Here is a 20069-nt window from a genome sequence, read left to right on the forward strand (position 1 = left end):
CGGGGCGGCCTTGATGAGGGATGCAGCCTGAGGTTGGCGTCAGGGCGCTGCGCGCCCGGCCTGCCGCGCGCTGGCCAGCGACTCGGCCACGGCGATCTTGTCGGCCACCGCCTTCTGCATCGGCGAGCCGGCGTCGAGCAAGCCATGCAAATGCCGCCAGTGCTCGCTGGCAGCGCGGTAGTCCTGCTGCTGAAAGTCGCTGATGCCCAGCAGCCACAGGCCGCGCTGATGGTCCGGCTCGCGTGCGACCACCTGTTGCAGGCGGCTGCGTGAGTTGGCGTCGATGGCGAAATCGCTGCGCGTGGCCATGTCCGCGGCCACCCAGCCGACGATGGCGGCGCTGAGATCCGGCGCGATTTTGAGCGCTTGCGCATAGGCCTCACGCGCATCGGCGGGGCGGTTGTCCTGCTCGTGGGTCCTGGCTTGCTGCATCCACGACTCCAGCGCCTGCGCCTGCGCAGCGTCGGCGTTGGCCTCTGCGGCCCGGGCTTGCTCACCCGTGGCGGCGACGGCAGGCGCGTCTGCCGGTTGTACCTGGGGCTGCGCCGTCGCGTAGACACGCCGTGCGATCGCATCCGGCGTGCCGACCAGCCGATACAAGCCGGCCGTGGCGATCGGCAAGCCGAGCACCAGCACAATCGGCAAGCTGTAGCGTGCATTGCCCTTGCGCGCGGGCTGGCGCAGCAACGGCGCCAGTATCAACAGCAAGGCGACGACCACCAGCGCGGCGCTTGCGATATAGAAACCGGTCATCACCATTCTTCCTCCGGTTGCGGCGCCACCGGCGTACCGGCGCGCGCACGTTTGCGCACGGTGTGGATCACCACGCCCGCACCGGCACCCAGCAGCAGCAACGGACCGAACCACAGCAGCCAGGTGCCGCGCTTGACCGGCGGGTCGTACAGCACGAAGTCCGAATAGCGATCGACCATGTACTGCTTGATCTGCGCATCGCTCCTGCCGGCCTGCAACTGCGCGAACACCTGGTGGCGCAGATCGCGCGCGAGCTCGGCATTGGAGTCGGCCAGGTTCTCGTTCTGGCACACCAGGCAGCGCAACTGCGCGGTCAGGCGCTGATAACGCGCTTCGTCGCTGCGGTTCTTGAACGGCAGCGGGTCCACCGCCTGCGCCGCCAGCGGAGGCGCAAGCAGCACGCCCAGCAGCAGCACCAGCAGCAGACGCAGTTGCCGGCCGTGCATGCGCCGGTACCAGCGCCAAACCCAGCGCGCCGCCATCAGCGCGTGCCCCCGGGCAGTGCGGCGATGGCGGGCAGCAGCTCGTCGTTGATGACCGCGGGCGTGAGCACGCCGATGTGCTTGTAGCGGATCACGCCTTGCGCATCGATCAGGAAACTCTCCGGCGCACCGTAGACACCGAAATCGATCGCGGTCTGGCCGGCTTCATCGGCAATCACCAACGCATACGGATTGCCGTACTGCGCAAGCCAGGCCGTGGCGTCGGCAGGCGCGTCCTTGTAGTTGTAGCCGATCAACGCCACCCCGAGCCGGCTGGCCTGCGCCATCAGCACCGGATGTTCGTGCACGCATTCAGCGCACCAGCTGCCGAAGACATTGAGGACGTAAGGCTTGCCCAGCAGCTGATCGCGGCTGACGCGTTGCTCGGGCCGATCCAGCCGCGGCAGCGAGAACGCCGGTGCCGGCTTGCCGATCAACGGCGAGGGCACATCGCGCGGGTTGTGCTGCATCGTCCAGTAAATGCCGAAGCCGAACAGCGCCGCCAGCAACAGAAAACCCAGCAAGGGCAGCAGACGGTTCATGCGTGCGATTCCTGCGCAGTGACACTGGTGCCGTGTGCCGGTGCCGTGGCCGCCGTCGTGGCGAGCGCCGGCGCACGGAACCGGCGGGCACAGGCGCTGACGAAGCCGCCCAGCATCATCAGCAGGCCGCCGGCCCAGATCCAGCGGATGAAGGGTTTGTAGTACAGCCGCAACGTCCAGTCGTATTCGATGTGCTGATCGTCCAGCGGCTCGCCGAGCGCGACATACAGATCGCGGGTGATACCGGGGTCGATCGCCGATTCGGTCTGGATGCGCTCGCTGCTGTACAGGCGTTTTTGCGGATGCAGTTGCGCGACCAGCTGGCCATCGCGGCTGACCTGCACGCTGCCTTGTTCGGCCTTCCAGTTCGGCCCGTCGATCAGTTGCACGCCGTCGAAGCGGAACGCGTAACCGGCGATCTCGGCGGTCTGCCCGGGCGACAGCCGCACGTCGCGTTCGACCGACAGGCTTTCCGACACCAGCACGCCGGCCACGAACACCGCCACGCCCGCGTGCGCGAGCAGCATGCCGGCCATTTCCGCCGGAAACCGCCGGCCGCGCGGCATCTCGCGCCAGCGCTTGTACATGTACAGCGCGGTGCCGGCCGCCACCCATGCGGCGACGCCGATGCCGGCGATCGCCCTGGGCTGGCCCTCGGCAAACAGGCTGCCGACCAGCGCACAGGCGACCGCGGCGATGCCGGCGCGCGTGCCCAGTGCCTGCAACGGCGCCGCCTCGGCCTTGCCCCAGCGCAGGTAGGGGCCGAACGGCAGCAACAGCATCACCGGCAACATCAGCAGCGGGAACAGCAAGCCGAAGTAGGGCGGCCCCACCGACACCTTGCCCAGGCCGAAGGCATCGGCCACCAGCGGAAACAAGGTGCCCAGCAGCACCATCGCCGCCGCCACGGTGAGCAGCAGGTTGCCGATCAGGATCGCGGTCTCGCGCGAGGCGGCGGCGAACGGTTTGCCGCTGGCGATCCGAGGCGCGCGCAGCGCATACAGCAGCAACGAGCCGCCGACCACCGCGACTAAAAAGATCAGGATGTACAGGCCACGGCGCGGATCGGCGGCGAACGCATGCACCGAGGTCAGCACGCCCGAGCGCACCAGGAAGGTGCCCAGCAACGACAGCGAGAACGCCAGGATCGACAGCAGGATGGTCCAGGCGCGCAGGCTGCCGCGTTTTTCGGTGACCGCCTGGGTGTGGATCAGCGCGGTGCCGACCAGCCACGGCATGAAGCTGGCGTTTTCCACCGGGTCCCAGAACCACCAGCCGCCCCAGCCCAGTTCCGCATACGCCCACCAGCTGCCGGCGACGATACCGGCGGTGAGGCAGGCCCAGGCCACATTGGTCCACGGTCGCGCCCAGCGCACCCAGGCCTGTTCCAGTTCGCCACCCAGCAAGGCCGCCACCGCAAACGCAAACGCCACCGAGAAGCCGACATAGCCGGTGTACAGCACCGGCGGGTGGAAGGTCATGCCCGGGTCCTGCAGCACCGGATTGAGTTCGTTGCCATCCAGCGGAATCGGCGACAGCCGCGCGAACGGATTGGAGGTCAGCAGGATGAAGGCCAGAAAGCCCACCGACACCAGCCCCAGCACCGCCAGCACGCGCGCGGCAAAATGCTGCGGCAGATGCCGGCTGAAGGCGGCCAGCAACAGCGTCCAGGTCGACAGGATTGCGATCCACAGCAGCAACGAGCCTTCGTGCGCGCCCCACACCGCGGCAAAGCGGTAGTACCAGGGCAGGGCGATGTTGGCGTTGTCGGCGACATAGCGCACCGAAAAATCCAGCGACAGCAGCGACCAGGCGAGCAGGCCGAACGCCATCCACACGAACAGCGCCTGACCGACCGCGGCAGGCCGCGCAACGCCCATCAACGCGCCACTGCCGCGCCAGGCGCCGATCAGCGGCAGTACGCCCTGGGCAAGCGAAAGCAGTAACGCCAGGATCAGGGCGATCTGGCCGAGTTCAGGTGTCATGGGCGAATCGCATAGTGCAGCGAAGAGGCATCATTGAGGGAAGGAACAAGCTGCGCGCCGCATCAGCGCGGCGCAGGCAGCGGCACCGCGGCGGCGGGAATCGGCTTGCCGACATGGCCTTCGGCCATCGCGTCCTTCAGTTCCTTCGGCATATAGGTTTCGTCGTGCTTGGCCAGCACTTCGTTGGCGACGAAGCGCCCGCCCTGCATGCGCCCGTTGGCGATCACCGACTGGTTGTCGCGGAACAGGTCGGGAAGAATGCCGGTGTACTCGACCTGCGTCGCGGCATGCCTGTCGATCACGGTGAAGTGGACGGTGAGACTGTCGGTGGCGCGCTGGATCGAGCCGGCCTTGACCATGCCGCCGAGGCGGAATTGCCGGTAGCCGGCCGCCTCGCCGGCATGCACCTGGCTGGGCGTGAACAGGTAGCTCATGTTCCGCTGCAGCGCGAGCACGATCAGCGTGACCGCCAATGCCGCAGCGGCGAGTGCGCCGATCACCAGCCACAGGCGTTGCTTGCGGGTGGCGTTCATGGGGCGTCACGCTCCAGCGGCGCTGTTGCCGACAATTCGCGCGTGCGCCGCGGCGTTTGCCGTTGCAGCTGGCCGCGCAGCTCGCGCGGCAGGCGGCGGCGACGCAACCATGGCGATGCCAGGTCGGCCAGCAGCACCAGCACGAACAGCGCGTATGCGGTCCACACGTATTGCCCGTAACCGCCCATCGCCAGCAGGGTCGTCATGCGGTGCGCTCCGTCAGCACGATGCGGCGCGCCCAGTCCTTGCCGCTTTCCAGGGCGAGCAGGTCCACGCGCACGCGGCCGAACAGGCTGGCCAGGTAATAGCACTTGGTCGCCAGCATCATCGTCAGCAGCGGCCACAGCATGTCCGCGCTCATCGTGGAAGGGCCGAGCAGGCGCACGGTAGAGCCCTGGTGCAGCGTGTTCCACCACACCACCGAGTAATGCACGATCGGCAGATTCACCAGGCCCACCAATGCCAGCAAGCCGGCCGCACGCATCGCCTGGCGGCGGTCTTCCACCGCGTGGTACAGGCCGAGCACGCCCAGATACAGGAACAGCAGCAGCAACTCGGAGGTCAGCCGCGCATCCCAGGTCCACCAGGTGCCCCACATCGGCTTGCCCCACAGCGAGCCGGTGCACAAGGTGATGAAGGTGAAGGCCGCGCCGATCGGCGCCGAGGCCATGGTCACCACCTCGGCCAGCTTGATCCGCCAGACCAGTGCGATGAACGCGGATACGCCCATCGCCGCGTAGATGAACAGGCTCATCCAGGCGCTGGGTACGTGGATGAAGATGATGCGGTAGGCATCGTGCTGCTGGTAATCCGGCGGCGCCAGCACCAGCCCGCCGTAGGCGGCCACCGCACCAAGCAACAGCGCCAGGCCCAATGCCCACGGACGCACGCGTCCGGCCACGCGATAGAAGGTCGGCGGCGAGCTCAGTCTGTGCAGCCACAAGGGAATCCACTTGGCCATGCCGGTGTCGTCAGTTGGAATGTCTGGCGGGAGGCGCCAGCGCCTGCACGGCGGCACCGGCGTTGACCTGCAACTGGCCGTCGGAGAGCTTGCTGGTGCGCTGCATCAGCTCGCGCAATGCGGTGGCGTCCAGCGACGGCGACAGCGACAACAGCAACGCGACCACGCCGCTGACATGCGCGGTGGCCATCGACGAGCCGGAGGTGAAGTCGTAGCGGCCGTTCGGCTGGGTGGTCAGGATGTCCTTGCCGGGGGCGCTGAGCACGCCGGGCATGGCCGCGGTGGGGCTGCTGCTGCGTACCACCAGCACGCCCGGCACATCGTTGGGAAAACCGTCCAGCCGGCCGTTGGGCGGCATCGCGGCGACCACGATGCGGCCCTGCTGCACCAGGTGCTGCAGCATCTTGCTCAGCAGCGGGTCGGCCGGGCCGCCCAGGCTCAGGTTGATCACGCGCGCGGAGCTGTTGTTGATCGCCGCCAGCGCCTTGGCCAGGGTGAAGGTGTTGCAGCGTGCGGTGGCGCCGACCGTGGGCGCATACCAGCAGGCCTTGTAGATGCTCAGCATGGCCTTGGGCGCCATGCCGACGATGCCTTGATGGTTGTTGCTGCCGGCGGCGATGATGCCGGCCACCTCGGTGCCGTGCGAGTCGCTGCTGGTCATCACCGGCGAATCGTCGACCAGGTCGTGCACGTCGCGGATGCGCGCCTTCAGGTCGGCATGCGTGGTGTCCACGCCGGTGTCGACCACCGCCACCACCACGCCGCGGCCCTCGGTGACGGTCTGCGCGCTGGCCGCATCGGTGGCGATGAAGCCGCGCTGCAGATCCACATAGGGGTCGTTGTAGCCGGACAGCGCGGTGGTCTTTTCCGATGCGTCGGCCGAAAACACCGAGAAATCCTGCACCGGTTGCACCAGCTCCACGCCGTCGTCGTCGGCCAGCGCGCTGACCAGTTCGTCGCGCGACACGCCCGGCGGCGGCTGCAGCACGGCGCAATACAGGCCCAGCGAGGTGATCGGCCAGCCGGAGACTTCGCGCAGCTTGTAGCGCTGCTTGAGTGCTTCCATGCGCACGGCGGCCTTCTGACCGGCGCCGTAATAGCTGGAGGCGTAGCCGATCAGGCTGGACCCGGCGCGGGCCGGCGGCGCGCTGAGCGGGTTGGCCACCGCCAGCAGGATGTCGCGGCTGCTGTCGGGCGTGTGCGCATCGGCCGCCGGTGGCGTGCTGGCGCTGGCGGCGACGGGCGCCGGCTCCTGCGCGGCGGCCTGCGGGCCAAGGCCGATGCAGGCGGCGATGATGCCGATGGCGAGCAGGCGCTTCATGGTGCGGACACGATCTCGGCCATGCGGATGCCCGGGTTGGCGCGCAACTGCTGCACGGTCTGCTGCGGCTGGGCCGGCGGTTGCGGCTGGGCCGGCACCACCGTGTAGGCGCCCATCTCGTTGGGCCCGCCGATCACCTGCAACTGCTGTGCATGCAGCAGGCGGTCCCAGTCGGCCACGGTCATCTTGGCGTCCGGCACCACCCGGATGGCGCCTTGCGGCACCGGCTGGGCGGTGGCGCTGCTGAGCGTGCGGTAGTCGTGCGAGGGCGCGGGCGCGGCCAGCCTGACGCCCATGACGCCCAGGCCGATCGCCTGCACCAACGCTGCGGCCGCCAGCGCGCGCACGGTCCAGCTACCGGAGCGGCGCGCTGCCGGCGGCGCGGGCGCGCTGGCCTGCTCCGGCGCGTCCAGGCGGCCGAGCAGACGCTGCAGGCCGGCGTTGGCGTCCAGCTTTACCGCCGACGGCAGCGCCAGCGCCTGGCGCAGGCGGTTCTGCTGGGCGAACTCGGCACTGCACGAGGCGCACTTGGCCACGTGCGCGATCAGCCAGGTGTTCTCTTCCTCGGTGGCGCTGTCGAGCAGGACCGCGGGCATCAGTTCCCAGGCGTGCGAGCATTCCTTGCCGGGCGCGATGAAAAACGTCTTCATTGCATGGTCTCCGTATAGGGGGCGCCGCCGGCCAGACCGGGCAGCACATTGCGTAATTTGACCCGCGCATGGAACAGCCGGGCCTTGATGGTGCCTACCGGGCACTGCATGATCTCGGCCACTTCTTCCAGCTTGTGGCCGACGCCGTAGACCAGTTCGATCACCAGGCGCTGGTCCGGCGACAGCCGTTCCATGCCCTTGTCGAGCCAGTCGCGCAGCTCGCGGTCGTCGTTGTCGTCGGCGCTGGGGGCGTGGTCTTCCACCACCGCGGTATCGTCGATGGCCTCGCCGTCATGCTGGCGCAGGCATTTGAGGCCGCAGCGGTAGGCGATGCCCATGATCCAGGTCGAGACCTGCGAATCGCCGCGGAAGTCGCCGGCCTTCTGCCAGGCGATCCAGAAACAGTCGTTGATGGCTTCTTCGATGATGTCCGGGCGCCGGGTCAGGCGCGACAGGAAGCGGCACAGCCGGCCGTGATAGCTGGTGTACATGGTGGACAACGCGGCGCGATCGCCCGCCGCCATGCGGCGCAGCAGCATGCGATCGGTGGCATCACCCAGGGTGTCGGAATCATTCATCGAGGCAGGCACGGCTTAGGACGCATGTCAGTGCCCGCGGGCGGGCAAAAGGTTGCGTGGGGATCAGAAGGTGACCGACGCGGTACTCAGCCAGGGCGTTTCGCCGGGGCCGCCCTGCAAGCGTGGGGTGTTGTCGCTGGTGACGATGCGTTCCAGCTTCAGCGTCCATCGGTCCCGACTCCAGCGCAGGCCGAATTGCCCATACTGATAGCGGCCGGACCGGGCGGCGCCGTAGGCCATCGCCGGGAAACGTGACGAGCCGGCGCCGACTGTCAGGCTGAGGTCGTCGCGCAGCGGGACATTGGCGGTGACGTCGATGGCGACATTCCACGGCGACTGGTCGGCACGTGGGAAATTGAAGGTCGACACCGAGAAGGTCAGCACGTCGCGATAGGACCAGGCCAGGCTGGCCTCCTGGCGGTCGAAGGTGCGCGTGGCCTGGTTGGTCGGGTAGCCGTAATACAACGCGCTGGCCTGCATCTGCCAGCGGTCGCCCAGCATCCAGGCGCGTGCGGCCTGGGCGGTCACCGCCACCGGCCGGCTCAGCGAGGGCGATTGCAGCGCGACCGACGCCGACATCGACCAGCCCGGTGCGGGCAGCCAGTAGCCGGCGGTCTGCAGGGTGGCCTTGTTGGGCGCGATCGAGATGCCGCGGTCGATCAACTGCGAGGTCAGCGCCACCGCGCCACCGACCGTGCCGGCGATGGCGTTGCCCGGGCCCAACACCAGGGCCAGCAGCAGGCAGTGGCGCAACGCGGCGCGTCGGCGCGCGGCCTGCGCATGCCGGCAGTGCGGCATGCCCCGGGGCGTGTGGCAGCGTCGCCGGCCCGCCCAGTGGCCGCTCGCGAGCCACGGCTGCCCGTCGCAGGCGCAGCTGCGTCGCGTCCGGAGCGGGTAGGGCCTGGCAGTCAAGGCATTCGGCAATGGGGTAAGCGTCTACATGGAACAGGGGCGCGATAGTGACCCATCACGCAAGACGAGACCGCTGCGACGGCGGTTGTTCCGTCCGTATACGCGAAGGAACCGGCACAGGCAACGCGCACCCGTGCCGGTATGCGCCGGCGAGCGCGCTTCCGGATGCCAACCGGCAGCGCTGGCGCCAGCACGCCGGTGGCGATCAGTGCAGGGTGTTGAGGTAGGCGATCAGCGCGTCGAGCTCCTTTTGATCTTCCAGGCCTTCGTACTTCATCTTGGTGCCAGGCAAGGCCTTGGAGGACGACTGCGACAAATAGGTCTTGAGCTGGGCAGGCGTCCACTGCCACTTGCTTGCCTTGAGCGCATCGGAGTAATTGCTGTAGTCGGCCAGGCTGGCGGCCGGGCGCCCGGCCACGCCGAACATCGACGGGCCCTTCTTGTTCTTGCCCTGGGCGGCGCTATGGCATTCGGCGCATTCGGTCATGAAAACGCCTTTGCCGTCGGCCGCGTGCGCAGGCGGGGCAAGCAGGGCGCCGGCCAGCAGCAGGCCGGCCAGCGGGGCACACAACAGGGTCTGGTGGAATGACTTCATGGGGGTCCTTACGCGTGCGGGGGATCAGAACGAGACATTGACCGACAGCGCGAAGCTGTCGAGATCGCGCGGGTTGGTGATGGGTATGCCGCCACCGAACACATTGGTGGTGCTGCCGTTGAACTTGTCGAAGCGGAACCAGGTGGCCGCGAACCGCACGTTGGCATTGGTGGTGTAGGTGCCTTCCTTGCCGAACGGGGTCCAGTACAGCAGGATCAGATTGGCGGTGGTGTCGGGGATGCCGTAGGGCTGATAGCGCGCCACATCGAACGAGCCGCTGTTGATCAGATGCGCCGCCAGCACGCCGTAGGTCTGCTTGAACGCGTAGTTCATGCTGATGTTCTGATCGCGCACGCTGCCGCGATCGCGCGGGGACATGCTCGGGTCGGTCGGCAGCAGCGGGCTGCCGTATTTGCGGCGCTCGTAGATGTTGACGTAGGCCAGCGACAGCACGTGCTCGCGGGTGCCGAGGAACTGATAGGTCAGGTCGTAGCCCAGGTCGGTGAGGTCATCGCTGGGGCCGCCGCTGCGCAGCCGCTGGCGGCGCGTGGTCATGGCGGTCAGGCCGGCGGAGAAGAACTGCCGCTTCATGTCCTTCATGTAGGCAAGGCGCGCATAGCCGGTGTCGCTGAGCTTGCCCGGGTCGCCGTTGGGGTTCCAGCCCAGGTGGTCCTGCGCGTCGGTGGACAGCGCGCTGTAGCTGCCGACTTCGCCGTACCAGTTGCGGTCGAACAGGCCGTACACGGTGGCGCCGATCACGCGGTTGGAGAGCGAGGACGAACTGAGCATGCTGGCCGAGCCGGCGTTGGACACCGGGCTCAACGTCGATGCATTGGGCAGCACCTGGATCGGGTCGGACACACCGGGATTGTTGTTGATGCTGACGCCGACCATCGCGTCCTTGCCGGCCAGCTGGAACGGCTTGCTGACAAAGCGCAGATCCACATCGTCGAGCTGGGTGTTGAAGGTGTCGTTGCCGCCGTTGTTGGAGCGGATCTTGGAGTAACCGCCGACATGGTCGTTGACCCGTCCGGCCAGATACAGGTCCGCTTCGTTGATGCGTGCGCTGCTGTCGCCGCGGCTGGGATTGCGCCGGGTCCAGGTGACCTGGCCGGAGGCCGGAATCTTGGTGCCGTTGCCGTCGGTATCGGTGAAGCCGCCGAGCTTGAAGCGCATGCCGTATGGCGTCAGCGACGGACCGTAGGAGCCGACATGGCAGTCCGCGCACGACGAACCGGTCTGGCGTGCGAACGAGGGAATCGCCTGCGCCTGGGTGCTGGCCAGCAGCAGCAACGGGCCGGACACGCACAACAAGGAGGTCAGGGAAGCGGTGCGCGTGGCAGTGGTGCGACGCGGAGCGGGCTGGGGAGTAGGCATGGAAAGTCCTTGTTCGACGGTACGGGGGTCGGCGCTGCGGGAGCGGGGGACAGCGGGCAACACGGCGGAGCTCATCGGCGTGTTCCCGGCAGCACGCGGTGCAGCAGGCCATCGCGCAACACCAGGTGATGCCAGAGGGCGGCGCCGATATGCGCGATCACCAAGGCCAGCAACACCCAGGCGGCATTCAAGTGCCAGGTGCTCAGGGTGTCGGCCAGGTCTTCGTCCGGCGCAACCAGGTTCGGCAGCGTCAGTCCGAACAGATAGACCGGTTTGGCGTAGGCATTGCTCAACGACCAGCCGATCAGCGGCAGGGCGACCATCAAGCCGTACAGCGCGAGGTGGGTGGCGCCTGCAGCCAGCCGCATCGGCAGCGGCGATGGCGGGCCGGGCGGCAACGCGCGCAGGCGGATGCGCAGGCCCACCCGCAGGACGAACAGCAGCAGCACCATCAAACCGAAGTGGCGATGGCCTTCCATCAGCCACTGTCGCAGTGCGCGTCCTTCCAGCTCGGCGCGCAGCAGGATCAGCGCGGCCGCCATGGCCAGGCAGAACACCGTCAGCCAATGCAATACGCGCATCGGTCTGGGCAGCGGAATGACGCGCGCCGGCAGTGCGGCCTGCTCCGGCAGCGCCGTGGCACTGTCGGCTGCAACCGCATCGGGCGCGTGGGGGGATGAACTCATCGATCGGTGTCCTGCGCTGGTGTCGTTGGATCCGGCAGTGCGCGGTGCGCTGCCAGGCCTGGCTCCCCACGCCGGCCGAGCTGCGGCCACGTGAACGTGCAGCGATATGTGCGGTGCGGCCGCCGAAAGGTTGCATCGCCGTACGCGGATGACGTGCCTTGGCACGGTGTTGGCGGCAGCGACTGCGCTTGCGCGCACCTGGGTTCGCAGCGCCGTGACGCCGCGCAACCTTTCGCGCATGCCGGCGCACTCAGGCATGTCGCACTACGTGCAGTCAGCGGTTACGCCCTTCCGATCATGGCCATCGAACGCATCCAGTTGCATACCCACGGCGACGATCGCGGGCTGCTCATCTCGTTGGAGCAGCAGCGCAATGTCCCGTTCGAGATACGTCGTGTGTATTACCTGTTCGGCACCCGCAACGGCGTCCATCGTGGACAGCATGCACACCGTCGGCTCAACCAGCTGGCGGTGGCCTTGCATGGCTCGGTGACGATCCTGCTGGATCAGGGCGACGGCCACGGCCAGCAGGAAGTAGTGCTGGACGATCCATCGCAGGGCCTGCTGCTCGGCCGCATGGTGTGGCGCGACCTGCATCGCTTCAGCCCCGACTGCGTGCTGATGGTGCTGGCCGACCAGTTCTACGATCCCGCCGACTACATTCTCGATTACGACCAGTTCCTCAGCGAAGTGCGCGCTGGCAGCGGTCTGGACGCACGCAGGTTGGAAGCATGAGCGTGTACAAGCCCCTGGTGATCGTGGGTGCAGGCGAATTTGCGCAGATCGCCTGCGAGTATTTTCAGCACGACAGCGACTACACGGTGGTGGCGTTCAGCGTGGAGCGCGACTTCCTGTTGCGGCCCACGCTGGCCGAGTTGCCGGTGGTGGCCTACGAAGAGCTCGAGCAGCGCTATCCGCCCGAACAGTACGAGGTCTTCGTCGCCATCCCGGCCACGCAGCTCAATCGCCTGCGGACGCGCTTTTTCCAGGACATGCTGCGGCGTGGCTATCGCTGCGCCAGCTATGTCAGCTCGCGTGCGTTCGTCTGGCGCAATGCGCAGATCGGCGCCAACTGTTTCCTGTTCGAAGGCAACGTGATCCAGCCGTTCACCCGCATCGGCGACAACTGCATCCTGTGGAGCGGCAACCATATCGGCCACCGCACCGTGGTGCAGGACAATGTCTTCATCGCCTCGCATGCGGTGATTTCCGGCTATTGCGAGATCGGGCGCGGCAGCTTCATCGGTGTCAACGCCACGCTCAGCGACAAGGTGCGCATCGCCGCCGACAACATCATCGGCGCCGGTGCGCTGGTGACCCGGCATACCGATGCCGAGCGTGTCTACGTTGGCTCGCCGGCGCGCGCGGTGGCCGGTAGATCCAGCTTCGACGTGGAGCTGTGAGCATGTTTGCCTGGACCAAGCGCGGCCTGGTCTTCGACGTCGCACGCGATGGCGTGGGTGGCTGGATGCAGCACGCCGCGCTGACGCCGACGCCCTACCGGTTGTCGGCGCAGGTGCTGCGTGTCTATGCGGGCTTTCGCGATGCGCAGGGCGTGAGCCGGATCGGTTATGTGGACGTACGCGCCGACGCACCGACGCAGATCGTCGGTGTCAGCCGGCAGCCGGTGCTGGACATCGGCCGCGCTGGCTGTTTCGACGACAACGGCATGATTCTTGGCGATGTGGTGGCCGGGCCGGATGGGCTGTACATGTTCTATGTCGGCTTCCAGCGCGTAGCCAAGGCCAAGTTCCTGGCCTTCACCGGGCTTGCGCTGTCCCGCGACGGCGGCGAGCGTTTCCAGCGCTTGCAGGACACTCCGCTGCTGGATCGCGCACCCGGGCGCAGCACGATTGCCGCGGTGCATTCGGCACGTTTCGAGGAGGGGCGGTGGCGGCTGTGGTACGCGGTGGGCGACGATTGGGAAACCATCGGCGGCCAGCCGTATCCGCGCTACCACATCCGCTATGCGGAGACCGACGATCTGCGCCATATCCCTGCCGACGATGTGGTGTGCCTGCGTCCGCAGGGCGACGAATACCGTATCGGCCGTCCGCGCGTGTACCGCCTGGGTGATCGCTATCTGATGTATTTCACCCGCGGCGATACGCACGGCGGTTATTTCCCGGGTTTCGCATCCAGTCGCGACGGTGTGCAGTGGCAGCGCGATGACAGTCAGCTCGGGCTGCAGCTGTCCGAGCAGGGTTGGGATGCGCAGACGCTCTGTTACCCGGCCTTGATCCAGCAGCATGATCGGGTGTTGATGTTCTACAACGGCAATGCGATGGGGCAGGCCGGCTTTGGCCTGGCCGATGCCGCGTTGCCGCCGGGCCTGCAGGGGCACCATGTTTTCGGTTAGGCCGTATCTGCCCGGCGATGCGCCTGCCTGGGATGCCTTGGTGGCGTCCTCGCGCAACGGCAATGTGTTGCATCGGCGCGGCTACATGGACTATCACGCGGACCGCTTCGTGGACGCATCGTTGCTGATCGAGCGCGGTGGCGAGGTGGTGGCGGTGTTGCCGGCGAATGTGGAGGGCGACTGTGTCAGCAGCCACGCCGGCCTGACCTATGCGGGCCTGCTGTCGTCCACGGCCCTGCGCGCGGGTGCGACCTTGCAGGTGTTCGAGCAGATCGCCGCGCACTATCGCGCGCGCGGGGTGCGCGAGCTTGTGTACAAGCCGGTACCGCATATCTTTCACGCATATCCGGCCGAAGAAGACCTGTATGCCCTGCATCGCGTGGGCGCGCAGCTGTACCGGCGCGATCTGTCCTCGGCGATCGCGTTGCGCGAGCCGTTTGCGTTCAGCGCCGAACGTCGACGCTCGCTGGGCAAGGCGCGCAAGGCCGGTATGCAGATCCAGGCCAGCACCCGACTCGATGAATTTCATGCCCTGCTGACCGAGGTGTTGCAGCGCCACCACGTGGCGCCGACCCATCGGCTGGACGAGCTGCAATTGCTGCAACACCGGTTTCCGCAGCAGATCGTGCTGCATGAGGCGCGAGCCGAAGGGGAGCTGTTGGCGGCAGCGCTGGTGCTGGATTTCGGCCGCAGCGTGCACACCCAGTATCTGGCGGTGTCCGCGCGCGGTCGCCAGCTGGATGCGCTGAGCCTGCTGCTGGCCGAGCTGATCACCCATGTGTATGCGCAGCGCCATTACTTCAGCTTCGGTATCTCGACCGAGCAGGCCGGCCAGGTGCTCAACGACGGTCTGGTCGAACAAAAGGAACGTTTCGGCGCACGCGCCGTGGTACAGGATTTTTATCGGTGGATGCTGTAATGGATGTGCCGTTCTTGGATTTGCGCGCGGTCAATGCGCGGTATGCGGATGAGCTGAAGCTGGCTGCGGCACGGGTGATCGATGCCGGCTGGTATGTGCTTGGGCAGGAGCTGGCCGCCTTCGAGGAAGAATTCGCCAGCTACTGTGGCGCTGCGCAGACGGTGGGTGTGGGCAACGGACTGGATGCGCTGTCGCTGATCCTGCGCGGCTATCGCGAGCTGGGCGTGTTGCGCGAGGGCGACGAAATCATCGTGCCCGCCAATACCTTCATTGCCACCTTTCTTGCGATTAGCCAGAACCACTTGGTGCTGGTGCCGGTGGAGCCGGACCCTGCGACCTTCAACATCGACCCGGCCAGTGTGGAGAAGGCGATCGGCCCGCGCACGCGCGCCATTATGGCGGTGCATCTGTATGGGCAGTTGGTGGATGTGGCGGCGCTACAGACGCTGGCGCATCGCTACGGGCTGCTGCTGATCGAAGATGCCGCGCAGGCGCATGGTGCCAGTGCGCACGGGCGACGTGCCGGCGCCTTTGGCGATGCGGCCGCGTTCAGTTTTTTCCCGACCAAGAACCTGGGCGCACTCGGCGACGGCGGCGCAGTGGTGACCTCGGATGCGCGCCTGGCCGAGCGCATCCGTGCGCTGCGCAACTACGGTTCGCAGGTGAAGTATCACCACCTCTGCCAGGGCGTGAATTCGCGGCTGGACGAGATGCAGGCGGCGTTCCTGCGGGTCAAGCTGGGCTATCTGGACGATGAGATCGGCCGCCGCCGCGCGGTGGCGCAGCGCTACCTGCACGGCATCGACAACCCCCTGATCACCTTGCCGACGGTGGTGGCCGAAGCGCAGCACGTCTGGCATCTGTTCGTGGTGCGCAGCGCCCAACGCGATGCCTTGCAGGCGCATCTGCTGCGCTCGGGCATCCATACCCAGATCCATTACCCGGTGCCGCCGCATCGGCAGCCGGCCTACACCACCTTGGGCGATGCCTGCCTGCCGGTGAGCGAGCGGCTGCACCGCGAAGTGCTGAGCCTGCCGATGGGGCCGGCGCTGGACGATGCGTCGGTTGCGCGCGTGATTGCCGCATGCCAGTCGTTTGGCGCCCCCGCATGAATGTCGTGCGCAGCAGCGCCTACACCGGCGTTGCGACGCTGGCCAAGCTGCTGGCTGCGCTGGTAGTGGTGAAGCTGGTGGCGGTCTACGCCGGCCCGCAGGGGGTCGGCCGGCTGGGCCAGTTCCTCAATCTGATGTCGGTGCTGGCGGTGCTGGCAGGCGGCGGCATCAGTGCCGGCATCGTCAAGTACGTTGCCGAGTGTCGCGACGATACGGCTGCGCTGGCACGTCTGCTCAGCGCGGCGCTGTGGTACGCGTTCTGCGCGGCCTGCGTGATGGCGGTGCTGGCGTTGCTGTTCAGTGGCGCCATCGCCGAGCGCCTGCTCGGTGATGCGGCGTACCGGCCGCTGATCTGCGTGGCGGCGGTGGCGCAGCTGGGCATCGCACTGGTCAACTACATCCAGGCGGTGATCAACGGTTTCATGGATGTGCGCCGCCTGGCATTGGTGCAGGTCAGCGGTGCGGTGCTGAGCACGGCACTGGTGGCATGGCTGTCCAGCCGGGCACAGCTGCAGGGCGCCTTGCTGGCACTGGTGCTGGGGCAGGTGCTGTGGCTGCTGGCCGGCGTGCCGGCGCTGCGGCGCAGCGGTTATTTTCGACGCGAGATGTTGCGCATGCGTTTCGATGCGCAGATGACGCGCAGGCTGGCGGCGTTCTCGGTGATGACGCTGACCTCCACGCTGGTGCCGCAACTGGTGGCCATGCTGGTGCGCGACCATCTGGCGCTGCAGTTCGGCTGGCAGCAGGTGGGGTACTGGCAGGCGGTGAGCCGGGTGTCGGATGCGTATCTGCTGTTCTTTACGACCGCGATCAACGTGTATTACCTGCCCAAGTTGGCATCGCTGCAGGAGCGCGCAGCGCTCGGGCGCGAGCTGCGCGCCGCGTATCGCCATGTGCTGCCGGCGGTGGTCTTGATGGCGCTGGGCGTGTACCTGTGTCGCGATTGGCTGACCTGGCTGTTGTTCGACGCCCGGTTTGCCCAGGCCTCCCCGCTGTATGCCCCGCAGCTGCTGGGCGATGTGATCAAGATCGCCGCCTTCGTGCTGTCGTACGTGATGCTGGCCAAGGCGATGACGCGGCTGTTCGTGATCTCCGAATGCGTGTTTGCCGCCAGCTATCTGGCGCTGGTGTATCTGTTCACCGCGCAATGGGGGCTGATCGGCGCGATGTATGCCTTCCTCGCCAACTACGTGCTGTATCTGCTGTTCAACATCGTGGTGGTGCGGCGCTATCTGGTGCAGCCGGCATGAGCGACTCCACCCAACCGGTCGGGCGCGCGCGCTGGCCGCTGGTATCGGTGCTGATCCCGGCCTTCAACCACGAACGCTTCGTGCAACGCTGTCTGGACAGCGTGCTGGAGGACCCGTACCCGTGCAAGGAACTGGTCATCATCGACGATGGTTCCAGCGATGCGACCGGCGAGAAGATTGCGCAGTGGATCGCCAGCCATGGCCACCGGCTGCCGGTGCAGTTCGTACAGCGCGCCAATCGCGGGGTGGCGGCCACACTCAACGAGCTGGCACTGCGTGCGCGCGGCGAGTACCTGCGGCTGGGCGCGAGCGATGATTATCTGCTGGCCGGCGGGCTGGATGCGCAGGTGCGCTACCTGCGTGCGCATCCGCAGAAACTGGCGGTGGTCGGCGATGCCTGCGTGGTCGACCAGCATGGGCAGCTGCTGCACGGCAGCGCCATGCGCGACCTGCATCGGGTGGATGTGGACCTGTACCGCTCGGCGTCCGGCATCCGCCGCGCGGTGATCCAGCAGTGGGCGGTCGGCGGCGCGGTGGCCTTGCTGCGTCGCAGTGCCTTCGATGCGCGCGCCGGTTGGGACGAGTCGCTGCGGATCGAAGACTGGGATTTCTTCCTGCGTCTGGCCGCGCGTGATGCGCTGGGCTTTGTCGACGTGCCGGTGTGCGCGTACCGGTTGCATGGCCACAACCTCAGCAAGACCGTGGATGTGCGCGCGCGCATCGCCAACCTGAGCGAGTCGCGTCAGGTAGCACGGCGCTGTGCGGAATTGTTCGATGCGCCCGAGCGCAGCTTGCTGCACGCGCAGTCGCACTACATCGCGGCCAAGGTGGCGTTCCTGCAGCGCCGGCCGCACCGGGTGATTGGGCATCTGCTCGCCTATGCCTGGTTGTCGCTGCCGGCCAGGTGGCGACCCAGGTCGGCGCACAGCACGGTGAAACCGGCATGAGCATGCTGCTACGCCGGCCGGCGACTTATCTGGCACTGCCGATGCTGCTCAGCTGCGCGCTGACGTTGCTGACCTATGCGCTGCCCGGCGACTATCTTGACGGCATCGCGCTGCTGGCGGCCGCCGCCGCCGCGACCTGCGTGCTGGACGCCGTGCTGCGCGTGCAGTTGCCTGCGGTGGAGCGCTTTCGCGCCTACCGTTACGCCGGCACCCGCGACGCCTTCCTGGTGCTGACGCTGGCGGCGGTGGTGACGCTGTTCTGCATCGTGGATGTGGCGCTGTTTCCGATTCCGCTGTTCAGCGATCCGTCCTCGTATGCCACCTTGAGCCCGCTGCGCGCGCATGTGCGGCACATCTCCAACATGTGCTGGATCCTGCCGCCGATCGCACTGCTGTGCGTGCGCCATCGCGGGCTGCGCGCGGCGATGCTGACGCTGGGATTCGTGTTTCCGATCGTGGTGATCGACCGCAACCGCATCTTTGCCGGGTTGTTTTCGTTCGTGCTGGTGATGCTGTTGCGCCGCGATCCGGCACGTCGCCTGCCGTGGAAGACCATCGGCCTGCTGGTGCTGGCCGGTGGCGGGGTGTTTTCCATCCTCGGCGCACTGCGTTCCGGCTCGCTGGCCACGGTCGCCCTGCCGTTCAGTGCCTTGTATCGCGCCATGCCGCAGGGCGTGCAGTGGTTGCTGCTGTACATCAGCGCCGGGCCGTACAACTTCGGCGCGATCCTGGCCAAGGGCTATGTCAACGCCAGTTTCCTGGTCAATCAGCTGGTGCCGTTCAGTGGCTCGATCGCCACTGCCGGCACCAGCATTCCGCTGGATGCGCCCAACATCAATGTAGGGACCGAATTCTTCCCGTTCCTGATGGCCTGGGGCGCGCCGGGTGCGTTGCTGGCACTGCTGGCGTTGTATGCAGGGCTGGTGTGGAGCGTGCGCCTGCTCAACCGCTCGCTGTCGATCTTCCATGTGCTGATCTTCCTGCGCATCGCCTATGCCTGCCTGATGTCGCCATTTGCGCCGCAGGCCTTCACCTGGACCAATTTCGGCTTCATCGCGCTGTGCCTGGTGTTGCATGCCTGCACGGTGCTGTTGCCTACCCGCAATGCCGTACCCACCGCTGCTGCGTAATGCGCGGCCGCTCCGCTTCACCCTGTTCCAGAGCCGGTGCACCATGACTCAACACGACGATATCTATCTGATCGACCTGTGGCGCATCCTGCGCCGCGAATGGCGCTGGGCGCTGGCCGCACTGCTGGTGGTGCTTGCATTGACCTTTGCCTTTACCCGCCTGGCCAGGCCGCAGTGGGAAGCCACCGCCTGGATCCAGGTCGGCGAGATTGGCCCCACGCCGGCCGGGCGCGACCCCAAGGTCGAACCGTTCCAGCGCGTGATCGACCGCATGAAGACGCGACTGTTCCAGGATGCGGTGCTGCGCCAGGCCGGCGTGCCGCTGAAAAGCCGCGCTGCGCAGCTGTACCGCGGCAGCCTCAAGCCGGACCCGGACCCGTATGCCAATCTGATCGGGGTGACCATCCGGGCCGAATCGTCGGCGCAGGCACGCAAGCTGGCGATGGCGACGGTGAGCGCCTTGCAGGGCCTGCACGGCGACACCAACGCAGTGGCGCTCGCACTGGCGCGTACACGCCTGCAAGGCCTCACCGACGATCTGCGAGCGGCAATCCGCAACCGCGATGGGTTGCAGCAGCAGGTGCAGGCCGGGCAGAGCGCCGCCGCGGCCACGCCGGCCCAGGTTCTGGCAGGCGTGCTGTTGACCGACAGCAACACCACCGTGCGCGCATTGAAGAGCGAACGCGACGATCTGATTGCCCGCCTGACCACGCGCTACACCTATCAGACCTCGCTGGCGTGGCCGTTGTACGTGCCCGAGCAGCAGGCGTTTCCCAATGCCGTCACCGCCTGGGCCGCCGGCCTGCTCGGCGGGGCGGGGCTGGCGGTGCTGGCGGCGGTGTTGCGCAATGCATGGCGGCGCCGCAGCGCGGTGGCCACCCCGCGCGCTGCCGGCTGATCTGCGCAGCGCCGTGCGGCAAGCTGCGCAAGGCTGCCCACGCTGCAACCAAACCGCCGGCACGTGGCACTCACCGGTC

General features: G+C 67.2%; 23 protein-coding genes. 9 read left to right on the top strand and 14 right to left on the bottom strand.

Translation table 11 applies throughout. The annotated features are described in order from the left end of the window. Nucleotides 1–39: 39 nt before the first annotated feature. The 14 genes from AC1PLS_RS08720 to AC1PLS_RS08785 all read right to left on the bottom strand — a co-directional run bounded on the left by AC1PLS_RS08720 (nucleotide 40) and on the right by AC1PLS_RS08785 (nucleotide 11375). The gene (locus tag AC1PLS_RS08720) at nucleotides 40–759 is read right to left on the bottom strand and encodes a tetratricopeptide repeat protein (protein ID WP_167708778.1); all 720 of its coding nucleotides are present in this window, start codon (nucleotides 757–759) and stop codon (nucleotides 40–42) included. Next, nucleotides 753–1235, bottom strand: coding sequence for a cytochrome c-type biogenesis protein (locus tag AC1PLS_RS08725; RefSeq protein ID WP_047125549.1), 483 nt, complete (start codon nucleotides 1233–1235; stop codon nucleotides 753–755). The genes AC1PLS_RS08720 and AC1PLS_RS08725 overlap by 7 nt, the downstream gene beginning before the upstream one ends. Next, nucleotides 1235–1777 (bottom strand): DsbE family thiol:disulfide interchange protein, encoded by a 543-nt coding sequence (locus AC1PLS_RS08730; protein WP_065049065.1) that lies wholly within the window; start codon nucleotides 1775–1777, stop codon nucleotides 1235–1237. Before AC1PLS_RS08730 ends, AC1PLS_RS08725 begins: the two co-directional genes overlap by 1 nt. Then, complete coding sequence (locus tag AC1PLS_RS08735) at nucleotides 1774–3762, bottom strand: heme lyase CcmF/NrfE family subunit (protein WP_481104392.1); 1989 nt, start codon at nucleotides 3760–3762, stop codon at nucleotides 1774–1776. The genes AC1PLS_RS08730 and AC1PLS_RS08735 overlap by 4 nt, the downstream gene beginning before the upstream one ends. Nucleotides 3763–3824: 62 nt before the next feature. Continuing rightward, nucleotides 3825–4295: a cytochrome c maturation protein CcmE gene (gene ccmE, locus AC1PLS_RS08740; RefSeq protein ID WP_024940342.1), complete on the bottom strand. Its 471-nt coding sequence runs from the start codon at nucleotides 4293–4295 to the stop codon at nucleotides 3825–3827. Continuing rightward, nucleotides 4292–4501 carry a heme exporter protein CcmD gene (gene ccmD / locus AC1PLS_RS08745; RefSeq protein WP_024940343.1) on the bottom strand — a complete coding sequence of 70 codons (210 nt, stop codon included), beginning with the start codon at nucleotides 4499–4501 and terminating at the stop codon, nucleotides 4292–4294. Before ccmD ends, ccmE begins: the two co-directional genes overlap by 4 nt. Next, nucleotides 4498–5256 carry a heme ABC transporter permease CcmC gene (gene ccmC, locus AC1PLS_RS08750; RefSeq protein WP_024940344.1) on the bottom strand — a complete coding sequence of 253 codons (759 nt, stop codon included), beginning with the start codon at nucleotides 5254–5256 and terminating at the stop codon, nucleotides 4498–4500. The genes ccmD and ccmC overlap by 4 nt, the downstream gene beginning before the upstream one ends. A gap of 10 nt (nucleotides 5257–5266) precedes the next feature. Further along, nucleotides 5267–6577, bottom strand: a complete 1311-nt coding sequence (locus AC1PLS_RS08755; protein WP_481104393.1) for a S8 family serine peptidase — start codon at nucleotides 6575–6577, stop codon at nucleotides 5267–5269. Continuing rightward, nucleotides 6574–7227 (bottom strand): zf-HC2 domain-containing protein, encoded by a 654-nt coding sequence (locus AC1PLS_RS08760; RefSeq protein WP_024940346.1) that lies wholly within the window; start codon nucleotides 7225–7227, stop codon nucleotides 6574–6576. Before AC1PLS_RS08760 ends, AC1PLS_RS08755 begins: the two co-directional genes overlap by 4 nt. Further along, nucleotides 7224–7805: a sigma-70 family RNA polymerase sigma factor gene (locus AC1PLS_RS08765; protein WP_016902094.1), complete on the bottom strand. Its 582-nt coding sequence runs from the start codon at nucleotides 7803–7805 to the stop codon at nucleotides 7224–7226. The genes AC1PLS_RS08760 and AC1PLS_RS08765 overlap by 4 nt, the downstream gene beginning before the upstream one ends. A 63-nt stretch (nucleotides 7806–7868) precedes the next feature. Further along, nucleotides 7869–8603 carry a TorF family putative porin gene (locus tag AC1PLS_RS08770; RefSeq protein WP_024940348.1) on the bottom strand — a complete coding sequence of 245 codons (735 nt, stop codon included), beginning with the start codon at nucleotides 8601–8603 and terminating at the stop codon, nucleotides 7869–7871. 319 nt (nucleotides 8604–8922) lie between these two features. Then, complete coding sequence (locus AC1PLS_RS08775) at nucleotides 8923–9312, bottom strand: c-type cytochrome (protein WP_016902092.1); 390 nt, start codon at nucleotides 9310–9312, stop codon at nucleotides 8923–8925. Between the two features lie 24 nt (nucleotides 9313–9336). Beyond that, nucleotides 9337–10689 (bottom strand): cytochrome C, encoded by a 1353-nt coding sequence (locus tag AC1PLS_RS08780; protein ID WP_184517099.1) that lies wholly within the window; start codon nucleotides 10687–10689, stop codon nucleotides 9337–9339. A gap of 71 nt (nucleotides 10690–10760) precedes the next feature. After that, nucleotides 10761–11375, bottom strand: a complete 615-nt coding sequence (locus tag AC1PLS_RS08785) for a cytochrome b (RefSeq protein ID WP_104552729.1) — start codon at nucleotides 11373–11375, stop codon at nucleotides 10761–10763. 297 nt (nucleotides 11376–11672) lie between these two features. Between AC1PLS_RS08785 and AC1PLS_RS08790 the strand changes: the two genes are divergently transcribed. Genes AC1PLS_RS08790 through AC1PLS_RS08830 form a run of 9 tightly spaced genes read left to right on the top strand, consistent with a single transcriptional unit; the run spans nucleotide 11673 to nucleotide 19990 of the window. Then, nucleotides 11673–12110: a sugar 3,4-ketoisomerase gene (locus AC1PLS_RS08790; RefSeq protein ID WP_016902088.1), complete on the top strand. Its 438-nt coding sequence runs from the start codon at nucleotides 11673–11675 to the stop codon at nucleotides 12108–12110. Continuing rightward, nucleotides 12107–12778: an acetyltransferase gene (locus AC1PLS_RS08795; RefSeq protein WP_154831807.1), complete on the top strand. Its 672-nt coding sequence runs from the start codon at nucleotides 12107–12109 to the stop codon at nucleotides 12776–12778. The genes AC1PLS_RS08790 and AC1PLS_RS08795 overlap by 4 nt, the downstream gene beginning before the upstream one ends. Nucleotides 12779–12780: 2 nt before the next feature. Beyond that, the gene (locus AC1PLS_RS08800; RefSeq protein WP_104543221.1) at nucleotides 12781–13734 is read left to right on the top strand and encodes a glycoside hydrolase family protein; all 954 of its coding nucleotides are present in this window, start codon (nucleotides 12781–12783) and stop codon (nucleotides 13732–13734) included. 7 nt (nucleotides 13735–13741) lie between these two features. After that, nucleotides 13742–14653 carry a GNAT family N-acetyltransferase gene (locus AC1PLS_RS08805; protein ID WP_481104486.1) on the top strand — a complete coding sequence of 304 codons (912 nt, stop codon included), beginning with the start codon at nucleotides 13742–13744 and terminating at the stop codon, nucleotides 14651–14653. Continuing rightward, a complete protein-coding gene (locus AC1PLS_RS08810) occupies nucleotides 14653–15765 on the top strand; it encodes a DegT/DnrJ/EryC1/StrS family aminotransferase (protein ID WP_481104394.1) in 1113 nt (370 codons plus the stop codon). The genes AC1PLS_RS08805 and AC1PLS_RS08810 overlap by 1 nt, the downstream gene beginning before the upstream one ends. After that, nucleotides 15762–17015 (top strand): O-antigen translocase, encoded by a 1254-nt coding sequence (locus tag AC1PLS_RS08815; RefSeq protein ID WP_481104395.1) that lies wholly within the window; start codon nucleotides 15762–15764, stop codon nucleotides 17013–17015. Before AC1PLS_RS08810 ends, AC1PLS_RS08815 begins: the two co-directional genes overlap by 4 nt. Continuing rightward, entirely contained in the window at nucleotides 17012–17962 is a 951-nt protein-coding gene (locus tag AC1PLS_RS08820) for a glycosyltransferase (protein WP_481104396.1), read from the top strand. The genes AC1PLS_RS08815 and AC1PLS_RS08820 overlap by 4 nt, the downstream gene beginning before the upstream one ends. Then, nucleotides 17959–19092: a hypothetical protein gene (locus tag AC1PLS_RS08825; RefSeq protein ID WP_481104397.1), complete on the top strand. Its 1134-nt coding sequence runs from the start codon at nucleotides 17959–17961 to the stop codon at nucleotides 19090–19092. Before AC1PLS_RS08820 ends, AC1PLS_RS08825 begins: the two co-directional genes overlap by 4 nt. 43 nt (nucleotides 19093–19135) lie before the next feature. After that, entirely contained in the window at nucleotides 19136–19990 is an 855-nt protein-coding gene (locus AC1PLS_RS08830; RefSeq protein ID WP_481104398.1) for a Wzz/FepE/Etk N-terminal domain-containing protein, read from the top strand. Nucleotides 19991–20069 lie beyond the last annotated feature (79 nt).

The organism is Xanthomonas sp. NCPPB 3218, from assembly GCF_056725185.1.